The following is a 10214-nucleotide window of genomic DNA, read 5'->3' on the forward strand; positions in this document are numbered from 1 at the left end:
CAATAGATAGATACAATTCATACGTTAAAGAAAAGAAAAAGTTTCACATAATTTATATCTTATCACTTTTACAATGATTTTTCTTTTATATAAAAAAGTTTTCATTAAGATCATTTCTACATAATTCTACATTTATTTAGTTCTGATAGCTTTTTGCTTTTCTGAATAAGTGGTTTAAACTACTTTTCACTTCATTGTATCCCATGTCTGAAGCTGGTTTTCTTGCAATAATAATATATTCTCTACCACTTGCAATACGATGCTTCTCTTCTAAAAAAAATTGTCGAATTAAGCGCTTAATTCGATTTCTCGTCACTGCATTTCCAATTTTTTTACTAACAGATAACCCAATTCGAAATTCCTGTTCTTCCGATCTTTCTAATATATATATAACAAATTGTCTGTTTGCTATCGATTTCCCCTGCTTAAACACTGTTTGAAAATCTTTATTCTTTTTAATTCTATATTTCCTTCTCATTCTGTTTCACTCCGGTATGTTCTGCTCCCACTTTCCTACTAGCAGAATTCTCACCATCATTATGTCTGAAATAAAAACGATTTAAACAAACTTTTAGATAATGTTCATCTTTTAGGTAAAATCGTTTCTTCTCTTTTATTTCCACTAAAAGATGTGGTGGTTTCTTATTTGTTAAGAAAAGATCAAGCGCCTTGTTCAAAAATCAGGCAAATAAGACGCTCAAACTAAGCTTAAAAAAACTTAAATTTTCTTATCTGCAAAAAAAGACCACTGATTTTTCAGTGGCCTATGCTGATAATACTTTTCTTCCTCTGCGACGACGGCGAGCAAGAACTTTACGTCCATTAGCTGTGCTCATACGGCTACGGAAACCATGAACTTTACTACGTTTACGTTTATTTGGTTGATAAGTACGTTTCATATATGACACCTCCCTGAGGAATAACAGTTAAAGACAGTCTTACTAATTATAGTGAGTGAATGTATGAATTGTCAACTACTCATTCTTTTTTAACAAGGATCTGTTAAAGCTCACTGTCGATTTTTGACTTGTTATTGGAATGGAATACATGAAACTCCACAGGTTCAAAGCACCGTGAAGACTCCCACATCGCCCGCGGAAAGAGAGAATACCTGCAGTGGAAATCAACAACGAGTTTGTCAAACTTAAATAAAAAAATAAAACCCTTTGTACAGTTAAATGATCTGTGGATAACAATTCGACAAGTTTCTGCAGTATGCACATAAGTTATCGACAAGTTTTTCACAACTTAGCCTATTGTGGACAATTTCCTTCAACAATTGATTAGTTGTGTGGATAAGTTTGTAAAAACCGTTGCATCTCTAGCTTTATTCTGATATTATATTTGTGTTTTCACTCTTAATAACTAATAACCAAATTTGCGTTATCCACAATCTGTGGATAACATGTGAATAGTTTATAAACAGCCTGTGTAAATTGTTGTCCACAATACTTGGGTTTTGTCGAAAAGACGTTTTATTACTATATTATATATTTATGCACATTTTTTACGTTTGTATGTTTATACATGAATATTCGCACCTTGTACAAAGATTATACAAACAGCAATGGTGCTTAGGTAAAGGAGGGACAAACCATTACATGGAGAACATTTCCGAACTTTGGAGTAAAGCTCTTGGAGAGATAGAAAAGAAAATAAGTAAGCCTAGCTATGAAACATGGCTTAAGTCAACGAAGGCACATACTATTAAAGGTGACACCCTAACCATAACTGCTCCAAATGAGTTTGCAAGAGATTGGTTGGAATCCAGGTACCTACATTTAATTGCTGATACCATCTACCAGCTAACAGGTGAAGAGTTCCTTATAAAATTTATTATTCCCCAAAATCAAAGGGATGATGAATTTGTGCAAAATTCTCCAATAAAACAAATAAATAATAATAACGATGAACAAAATGAAATACCACAAAGTATGCTTAATCCTAAGTATACGTTTGATACATTCGTTATTGGATCAGGTAACAGATTTGCTCATGCTGCATCATTAGCAGTAGCTGAAGCACCTGCAAAAGCATATAATCCTTTATTTATTTATGGAGGAGTTGGACTAGGTAAAACTCACTTAATGCATGCCATTGGACACTATGTAATGAATCATAATCCTTCTGCAAAAATTGTTTACCTCTCCTCTGAAAAGTTTACAAATGAATTCATAAACTCAATCCGTGATAATAAAGCGGTTGACTTTAGGAATAAATATAGAAGTGTTGATGTTCTACTAATTGATGATATTCAATTTCTTGCTGGAAAAGAATCAACACAAGAAGAATTTTTCCATACATTTAATACTTTACATGAGGAAAGCAAACAAATTATCATTTCCAGTGATCGTCCACCTAAGGAAATACCTACTCTCGAGGACAGACTTCGTTCACGCTTTGAGTGGGGCTTAATTACTGACATTACCCCTCCAGATTTAGAAACAAGAATTGCTATTTTAAGAAAAAAAGCAAAAGCTGAAGGTCTAGATATACCAAATGAAGTCATGCTTTATATTGCAAATCAAATTGATTCAAACATTCGAGAATTAGAAGGAGCTCTTATTAGAGTTGTCGCTTATTCTTCTTTGATAAATAAAGATATCAATGCAGATTTAGCTGCTGAAGCATTAAAAGATATTATTCCAAATTCTAAACCAAAAATGATTGCAATTAGTGATATTCAACGGATAGTTGGTCAGGAATTCCAGGTGAAATTAGAGGATTTCAAAGCTAAAAAGCGGACAAAATCAGTAGCTTTCCCTCGACAGATTGCTATGTATTTATCTAGGGAATTAACAGATTCATCTCTTCCTAAAATCGGAGAAGAATTTGGTGGACGTGATCATACAACAGTGATCCATGCTCATGAAAAAATTTCTAAAATGCTTCAGAGTGATGAACAGCTGCAAAGACAATTAAAAGAAATTACAGGATTAATTAGAGGCTCTTAAAAGAATTATTGAACCTGAATAGTGTGAATAACTAATGCAGATATATACACAGTCTGTCCACATGTGGATAGGCTGTGTTTCCTTTCGTTTATACCAGTTATCCACATTTCCACAGGCCCTACTAGTACTTCTACTATATTTTTAAAAAATAAATATATAACCTAATTTCTAAAAAAGGAGGAATTCTTTCATGAAATTCATTATTCAACGTGATAAATTAGTCCAAAGTGTTCAAGACGTAATGAAGGCAGTATCATCAAGGACAACAATTCCTATTTTGACTGGTATAAAAATTGTTGCTAATTCAGAGGGAGTTACTTTAACAGGTAGTGACTCAGATATATCAATAGAATCTTTTATTCCTGTTGAGGAAGATGGAAATGAAATTGTAGAAATCCAACAAAGTGGTAGTGTTGTTTTACAAGCTAGATTCTTTAGTGAAATTGTTAAGAAGTTACCAAAGGATATTGTCGAAATTGAAGTAGGTAACCAACACTCAACAATTATTCGATCAGGAAAAGCAGAATTTAGCTTAAACGGATTAGATGCTGAAGAATATCCTCATTTACCACAAATTGAAGAAGAAAATATGTTCAAGATTCCTACTGATTTGTTAAAGGCAATGATCCGCCAAACAGTATTTGCTGTATCAACATCAGAAACTAGACCAATTTTAACAGGTGTTAATTGGAAATTGGAAAACAGTGAGCTAATATGTATCGCAACAGATAGTCATCGTTTAGCTTTAAGAAAAGCTGCAATTAATACAGAAAGTCAGAATTTATATAATGTTGTTATTCCAGGGAAAAGCTTAAGCGAACTTAGTAAGATCTTAGATGACACAAGTGATTTAATCGAAATTGTTATTACAGAAAATCAAGTGTTATTCAAAGCGAAAAATCTATTATTTTTCTCACGTTTGTTAGACGGAAATTATCCAGATACATCACGCTTAATTCCTTCAGAAAGCAAAACAAATATGACAATTAATTCGAAGGAATTTTTACAAGCAATTGATCGTGCATCATTACTAGCAAAAGAAGCTAGAAATAATGTTGTTAAGCTTTCTACAATTACAGATGGAATGGTTGAAATTTCATCTAACTCACCAGAAATCGGTAAAGTTAGTGAGGAAATTCAATCATCAGAAATTCAAGGTGAGGAATTAAAGATATCCTTTAGCGCTAAATATGTTATGGACGCATTAAAGGCCCTTGAAGGAACTGAAATTATTATCAATTTTACAGGTGCAATGAGACCTTTTGTTATACGAACAACACAGGATGATTCTATGTTGCAACTCATTTTACCTGTTAGAACGTATTAAACTAATTAATTAATATGGATTTAAGAGGACTGACTTATGTCAGCCTCTTTTCTGTTTTAGAAGGCCTGAAAGTTGTATGGGTATTTAGAACTAAACTTATTAAAAATGTATAATATTTTGTGCGTGTGGAATGGACATGGAGATCAAAGTCCTGGGATAGTTGTATTTTTAGTTAGGTTTTTAGTAAAATATAAAGTTAGAGACTACTGAAGAAAGGTGGTTCACTATGGCAAAACCAGTTAAGATTGAATCAGAGTTTATTACACTAGGACAATTTTTAAAACTAGCAGAAGTGATACAATCAGGCGGAATGGCAAAATGGTTTTTAGGGGAGTATGAAATCTTTGTAAATAATGAACCGGAAAACCGTCGAGGGAAAAAACTAAGAAATGGTGATATGGTTTATATTCCTGATTTTGGCACATATATCGTGAAAAATTAAAGTTGGTGTACAAAATTTGTATATAAAAGAGCTTAATTTAAAAAATTACCGTAATTATGAAGACTTGACGATCCAGTTTGAAAATAAAGTCAATGTTATCCTTGGTGAAAATGCACAAGGGAAAACAAATGTAATGGAATCAATCTTTGTACTTGCCATGGCGAAATCACATCGAACATCAAATGATAAAGAATTAATTCGTTGGGACGAAGAATATGCTAAAATAGAGGGTAGTGTTGAAAAGTATAATCGATCCACTGCTCTCCAATTAGTTATTTCAAAAAAGGGTAAAAAGGCTAAATTGAATCATCTTGAACAAGGAAAGTTGAGTCAATATATTGGGGCAATGAATGTCATTATGTTTGCACCTGAGGATTTAAATTTAGTAAAAGGTAGCCCTGGGGTAAGAAGAAGATTTATAGATATGGAAATTGGTCAAGTGTCTCCCATTTATCTTCATGATTTAAGCCGTTATCAAAAGATTATGCAGCAACGCAATCATTATCTAAAGTTGTTGCAGATGCGGAAGCAAACAGATCAAACGATGCTGGATGTATTAACAGCTCAACTTAGTGAAGTCGCAGCGAAGATTATTTATAAACGATTACAGTTTATTTCTGAACTACAAAAATGGGCACAACCTATTCATTCGGGAATTAGTAGAGGATTAGAAACGTTAGTTATTAAATATAAACCGTCTATTGACGTATCAGAAGACAATGATTTGACGAAAATGATAGAAGCATATGAACAAAAATTTGCTAAAATAAGAGAGAAGGAAATCGAACGAGGTGCTACGTTAGCTGGACCTCACAGAGATGACCTAGTTTTTTATGTTAATGATTATGATGTCCAAACATATGGTTCACAAGGTCAACAAAGAACCACTGCTCTATCGTTGAAGTTAGCTGAAATAGATTTGATCCACAGTGAGATTGGAGAATATCCAATCCTTTTACTTGATGACGTATTATCTGAGTTAGATGACTTTAGGCAATCTCACTTATTGAATACGATCCAAGGGAAGGTACAAACCTTTGTCACGACTACTAGTGTCGAAGGGATTGACCATCAAACGTTAAAAGAGGCAGCTACGTTCCATGTCAAAACAGGAAAGCTTTCAGACGATAAATGAGGTGATTAACTTGTATATTCATCTAGGTGACAATTTTGTTGTCCCTTCCAAAGAGGTTGTCATGATATTAGATCGCCAATCTTCACAAGCTTCAACAATTGTTTCTGAGTTTTTTAATAAACAGGAGAGTAAAATTGTTCAACTTACAAATGGTGAAGCGAAATCAGTGATTGTAACGATGGATAAGATCTATTTTTCCCCGTTGTCGTCAAACACGTTAAAAAAACGAGCACAAGTTGCTTTTGATATAGATAATTAACTAAAAGTTTTCATGGTAAAAGACTGCTTTAGGAAAAGTGTAGGTGAATCAGTGTGACGATGGAAGAAAATAAAGTTCAACAGCAAACATACGATGAAAATCAGATTCAAGTATTAGAGGGTTTAGAAGCGGTACGAAAACGCCCTGGTATGTATATCGGATCTACTAGTTCAAAAGGGCTCCATCATCTTGTATGGGAAATTGTTGATAATAGTATAGATGAAGCGTTAGCAGGGTTTTGTAATGAAATTAATGTAATCATTGAAGAAGATAATAGTATAACTGTTAAGGATAATGGACGTGGAATTCCAGTAGGTATTCATGAGAAAATGGGGCGTCCAGCTGTTGAAGTCATTATGACGGTTTTACATGCCGGAGGAAAATTCGGTGGTGGAGGCTACAAGGTGTCTGGTGGGCTTCATGGCGTTGGTGCATCCGTAGTTAATGCTCTTTCAACTGAATTAAATGTTACCGTACATCGTGAAGGAAAGGTCCATTTTCAAAAATTTGAAAAGGGTGTTCCTGCAGCGGATTTAAAAGTAATTGGTGAATCTGATGTTACCGGTACAATTACTCATTTTAAACCAGATCCAGAAATTTTTACTGAAACAACAGAATATGAGTATGAAATTCTTGCAAATCGTATAAGAGAGTTAGCATTCCTAAATCGTGGATTAAAAATAACAATTGAAGACAAACGTGAAAGTAAACGTCAAAATGAATATTACTATGAAGGTGGAATTAAATCCTACGTCGAGCATTTAAACCGTACCCGTGAAGTAATCCATGATGAGCCTGTGTATATTGAAGGTGAAAAGGACGGGATTACAACTGAGGTTGCTATTCAATATAATGATAGCTATACAAGTAATATATATTCTTTTGCTAATAATATTCACACCTATGAGGGCGGAACACATGAAGCAGGATTTAAAACTGCTTTAACTCGTGTTATTAATGATTATGCTAGAAAGAATAAGATCTTCAAGGAAAATGATGATAATCTTTCTGGTGAAGATGTTCGTGAAGGAATTACAGCAATTATCTCTATAAAACACCCTGATCCTCAATTTGAAGGGCAAACAAAAACAAAGCTAGGAAATTCAGAAGTTAGAACCGTTACAGATTCTGTATTTTCAGAGGCATTTGATAAGTTTTTACTAGAAAACCCTTCTACAGCTAGAAAAATTGTTGAAAAAGGTTTAATGGCAGCTAGAGCCCGTCTTGCCGCTAAAAAGGCACGTGAATTAACACGAAGAAAAAGTGCACTGGAAATTTCAAATCTACCAGGGAAGCTAGCAGATTGTTCTTCAAAGGATCCGACAATTAGTGAAATATACGTCGTTGAGGGAGATTCAGCCGGAGGTTCTGCAAAACAAGGTAGAGATAGACATTTCCAAGCGATCCTCCCATTAAGGGGGAAAATTATTAATGTCGAAAAGGCTCGACTCGATAAAATTCTCTCCAACAATGAAATTAGAGCGATTATTACTGCACTAGGTACTGGAATTGGTGAGGATTTTGATATAACGAAAGCACGCTATCATAAAGTTGTCATCATGACTGATGCCGATGTAGATGGTGCGCATATTCGTACACTATTACTTACCTTCTTTTATCGTTATATGCGCCAAATTATTGAACAAGGTTTTATCTATATTGCTCAACCGCCACTATACAAGATTCAGCAAGGTAAGCGAATTGAGTATGCATATAATGATCGTCAGCTTGATGAGTATCTTGCAGATATGCCACAGCAGCCTAAACCTGGTATTCAGCGCTATAAAGGTTTAGGAGAGATGAATCCTGGACAGTTATGGGAAACAACAATGGATCCAGGAACACGTACATTACTCCAAGTCACTTTAGAAGATGCTATTGATGCTGATGAAACATTTGATACATTAATGGGTGATAAGGTAGAACCTCGCAGAAACTTTATTGAAGAAAATGCACAATATGTTAAAAATCTAGATATTTAATTTAAGAAGCACCTCATTATACGGTGAGGTGTTTTTTGATAATCACATTACCATCCCCACTATGTGATCATTTACGATCAAATAATAATTGGAGTTCTAAATATTTTAAGTAAATCCTACTAACTATTATTATTCTAGGAAATTGATGTGTAATCTCTCTCTAACATTGATATAATGGAGAGTAGACTATTAGATGGATTTATCTTAATTGGGTAGTAATTATTAATACGTTTTATACATTTATTTGGCTCTCCCAATTTAAAATGCGAATAGAACTAAGGGAGGTTATCTTAGTATGTCAGAAAATCAAAACTCACACGTCATAGATAGAAATATTAGTACCGAAATGCGTGAGTCCTTTTTAGGCTATGCGATGAGTGTTATTGTTTCACGTGCTTTACCAGATGTTCGAGATGGGTTAAAGCCTGTTCATCGTCGTATTCTCTATGCAATGAATGATTTAGGTATGACGTCAGATAAACCATTTAAAAAATCAGCACGTATCGTTGGTGAAGTAATTGGTAAGTATCATCCACATGGTGATTCAGCTGTTTATGAGACAATGGTACGTATGGCTCAAGATTTCAATTTCCGTTACATGTTAGTTGATGGACATGGTAACTTTGGTTCTGTTGATGGAGACTCAGCAGCAGCAATGCGATACACTGAGGCCCGTATGTCTAAAATTTCAATGGAATTAATTCGTGATATAAACAAAGACACGATTGATTACCAGGATAACTATGATGGCTCAGAAAGAGAACCGATTGTACTTCCAGCTCGATTTCCGAACTTACTTGTTAACGGTGCGACTGGAATCGCTGTAGGTATGGCAACAAATATTCCACCACACCAATTGGGTGAAGTTATTGATGGTGTTCTTGCACTTAGTAAGGAACCAGATATATCAATCCCTGAATTAATGGAGATTATTCCAGGCCCTGATTTTCCAACAGGTGGACAAATTATTGGAAGAAGCGGGATACGAAAAGCGTATGAAACTGGTCGTGGATCAATCACGATTAGAGCTAAGGTTGAGATCGAAGAAAAACCATCAGGCAAACAAGTAATCATTGTTAAGGAATTACCATATCAAGTTAACAAGGCAAAACTTGTTGAAAAAATAGCAGAGCTTGTTCGAGATAAAAAAATTGATGGTATAACAGATTTGCGTGATGAATCAGACCGTAATGGTATGCGAGTTGTTATCGAGGTAAGGAAGGATGCAAATGCAAACGTCCTTTTAAACAACCTTTTCAAGCAGACAGCTTTACAGACTAGTTTTGGTATTAATATGTTATCGCTAGTTGATGGTCATCCAAAGGTTCTTAATGTTAAGCAAATGCTTTATTATTACTTAGAACATCAAAAAGTTGTAATTAAGCGTAGAACAGCTTTTGAATTAAGAAAAGCTGAAGCTCGTGCTCATATTCTTGAAGGATTACGAATTGCACTGGATCATTTAGATGCAGTTATTGCACTCATCCGTAGTTCACAAACAACGGAAATCGCTCGAAATGGATTAATGGAGCAATTTTCACTAAGTGAGAAGCAAGCACAAGCAATTTTAGATATGAGGCTTCAAAGATTAACAGGCTTAGAGAGAGAAAAAATTGAAGAAGAATATCAGTCACTAGTAAAGTTAATTGGAGAATTAAAAGCAATTCTGGCTGATGAAGAAAAAGTACTTATGATTATCAGAGAAGAGCTTACTGAAATTAAGGAACGATTCAATGATGAGCGTCGTACTGAAATATTAGCAGGTGGAATTGAAAATATAGAGGATGAAGATTTAATACCTGTTGAGAATATCGTCATTACGTTAACACATAATGGATATATTAAACGTCTTCCAGTATCAACATACCGTAGTCAAAAACGCGGTGGAAGAGGTATTCAAGGAATGGGAACGAATGAAGACGACTTCGTTGCACAGCTCCTTACGACTTCAACCCACGATACTATTCTTTTCTTTACAAATAAAGGAAAGGTTTATCGAGCAAAGGGCTATGAAATTCCTGAATATAGCAGGACAGCTAAAGGTCTCCCAATTATTAACCTTTTAAGTGTTGAAAAAGGTGAATGGGTAAATGCAATAATACCTGTATCTGAGTT

At 34.5% G+C, this 10214-nt stretch carries 9 protein-coding genes (1 of these 9 only partly in view); 7 read left to right on the top strand and 2 right to left on the bottom strand.

Annotated features, from left to right (window positions below):
• Nucleotides 1-136: 136 nt before the first annotated feature.
• Nucleotides 137-478, bottom strand: coding sequence for a ribonuclease P protein component (gene rnpA, locus HUW50_RS09185; protein ID WP_066338780.1), 342 nt, complete (start codon nucleotides 476-478; stop codon nucleotides 137-139).
• A gap of 286 nt (nucleotides 479-764) precedes the next feature.
• Entirely contained in the window at nucleotides 765-899 is a 135-nt protein-coding gene (gene rpmH / locus HUW50_RS09190; RefSeq protein WP_026561635.1) for a 50S ribosomal protein L34, read from the bottom strand.
• A gap of 702 nt (nucleotides 900-1601) precedes the next feature.
• Between rpmH and dnaA the strand changes: the two genes are divergently transcribed.
• The 7 genes from dnaA to gyrA all read left to right on the top strand — a co-directional run.
• On the top strand, nucleotides 1602-2954 hold the full coding sequence (gene dnaA, locus HUW50_RS09195; RefSeq protein ID WP_066338788.1) for a chromosomal replication initiator protein DnaA: 1353 nt from the start codon (nucleotides 1602-1604) through the stop codon (nucleotides 2952-2954).
• Between the two features lie 190 nt (nucleotides 2955-3144).
• Nucleotides 3145-4281, top strand: coding sequence for a DNA polymerase III subunit beta (gene dnaN / locus HUW50_RS09200; RefSeq protein ID WP_066338790.1), 1137 nt, complete (start codon nucleotides 3145-3147; stop codon nucleotides 4279-4281).
• A 226-nt stretch (nucleotides 4282-4507) separates the two neighbouring features.
• Nucleotides 4508-4723 carry a S4 domain-containing protein YaaA gene (yaaA, locus tag HUW50_RS09205; protein WP_066338792.1) on the top strand — a complete coding sequence of 72 codons (216 nt, stop codon included), beginning with the start codon at nucleotides 4508-4510 and terminating at the stop codon, nucleotides 4721-4723.
• Between the two features lie 16 nt (nucleotides 4724-4739).
• Nucleotides 4740-5858, top strand: coding sequence for a DNA replication/repair protein RecF (gene recF, locus HUW50_RS09210; RefSeq protein WP_066338795.1), 1119 nt, complete (start codon nucleotides 4740-4742; stop codon nucleotides 5856-5858).
• A 10-nt stretch (nucleotides 5859-5868) separates the two neighbouring features.
• Nucleotides 5869-6117, top strand: a complete 249-nt coding sequence (remB, locus tag HUW50_RS09215) for an extracellular matrix regulator RemB (protein WP_066338865.1) — start codon at nucleotides 5869-5871, stop codon at nucleotides 6115-6117.
• Nucleotides 6118-6176: 59 nt separating this feature from the next.
• Nucleotides 6177-8099, top strand: coding sequence for a DNA topoisomerase (ATP-hydrolyzing) subunit B (gyrB, locus tag HUW50_RS09220; protein ID WP_066338868.1), 1923 nt, complete (start codon nucleotides 6177-6179; stop codon nucleotides 8097-8099).
• A 295-nt stretch (nucleotides 8100-8394) separates the two neighbouring features.
• Nucleotides 8395-10214: the 5' portion of a DNA gyrase subunit A gene (gene gyrA / locus HUW50_RS09225; protein ID WP_185653859.1), read on the top strand. It continues 712 nt past the right edge of the window; only the first 1820 of its 2532 coding nucleotides appear in the window; it begins with the start codon at nucleotides 8395-8397; the stop codon falls past the right edge of the window.

The organism is Metabacillus sp. KUDC1714, assembly GCF_014217835.1.
Lineage (GTDB): Bacteria > Bacillota > Bacilli > Bacillales > Bacillaceae > Metabacillus > Metabacillus rhizosphaerae.

Excerpts from the sequence above, each read along its gene's own strand:
- rpmH (WP_026561635.1), bottom strand. The coding sequence starts at position 899 with ATGAAACGTACTTATCAACCAAATAAACGTAAACGTAGTAAAGTTCAT.
- rnpA (WP_066338780.1), bottom strand. The coding sequence starts at position 478 with ATGAGAAGGAAATATAGAATTAAAAAGAATAAAGATTTTCAAACAGTG.
- dnaA (WP_066338788.1), top strand. The coding sequence starts at position 1,602 with ATGGAGAACATTTCCGAACTTTGGAGTAAAGCTCTTGGAGAGATAGAA.
- gyrB (WP_066338868.1), top strand. The coding sequence starts at position 6,177 with ATGGAAGAAAATAAAGTTCAACAGCAAACATACGATGAAAATCAGATT.
- yaaA (WP_066338792.1), top strand. The coding sequence starts at position 4,508 with ATGGCAAAACCAGTTAAGATTGAATCAGAGTTTATTACACTAGGACAA.
- dnaN (WP_066338790.1), top strand. The coding sequence starts at position 3,145 with ATGAAATTCATTATTCAACGTGATAAATTAGTCCAAAGTGTTCAAGAC.